Annotated in this window: 1 protein-coding gene; it reads right to left on the reverse strand. The window is 76.1% G+C overall.

Annotated features, from left to right (window positions below):
- Positions 1-848, reverse strand: an 848-nt coding sequence (locus P1P70_RS45200; protein WP_319248380.1) for a ketoreductase domain-containing protein, incomplete at both ends; no start/stop codon positions are given.

Below are 848 nucleotides of genomic sequence, written 5' to 3' on the forward strand. Positions count from 1 at the left end.
GGGTGGGCGCCTGATGGCTCGGGGGGAGCTGTTCGTTGGCGGCTGCGGGGGCGTTGTGGCTGGTCGCGCAGTTCCTCGCGTCCCTACGGGGCCTGCGGCCTCCATCCCGTCAGCTGCCCTATCCGGGAGCGTGGACGCCGGGAGCGTGGACGCCGCGAGCGTGGACGCCGGGAGTGCGGTGGGCGAGGCCGTGATCAGGACGTGTGCCGTGTCAAGGGTGAGTGCCTGGTGGAGGGCCGCCAGGGCTGCCCGGGCGGTCAGAGGCGCGAGCGCCGGGTGCGTTCCGCTCGCCAGGCCCGTGTCGGTGACCGGGCCGAACGCGATGCTCTGCCAGGGGCGGCCGGCGGCGCGTTCGGCGGTGGCGAAAGCGTCCAGGAAGGAGTTGGCGGCCGCGTAGTCGCCGAGGGCGCCGGCCAGGCCTGGCAGTACGGCGGAGACGGACGAGAAGGCGACACGTACGGCGTCCTCCTGGCCGTGCCGCCGCAGCGCCTCGGCGAGCAGCCTCGTCCCGCGCACCTTCGCGGCGAGTACGGCCTCGATCTCGTCGTCCGGCTTGCCCCGCAGACTGCCGGGGCGCGCCGTGCCCGCCGCGTGGAACACGGCGTCCAGGGGCGGCAGGCCGGCCACGAGGTCGTCGACGGCGTCCGCGTCGGTGACGTCGGCCGCCTGGTAGCGGGCGAGGGCGCCGAGCGCGCGGAGTTCGTCGAGCAGGGCGCGGGGCGGGGTGGGGGTGCGGCCGGTGAGGACGAGCGTGGGTGTGCCGCGTTCCGCGAGGTCACGGGCGAGTGCGGAGCCGAGGCCGCCCGCGCCACCGGTGATCAGGTAGGTGCCGTTCGGGGGGAGCGGGG

The sequence above is a fragment of the Streptomyces sp. MB09-02B genome, assembly GCF_033794485.1.
Lineage (GTDB): Bacteria > Actinomycetota > Actinomycetes > Streptomycetales > Streptomycetaceae > Streptomyces.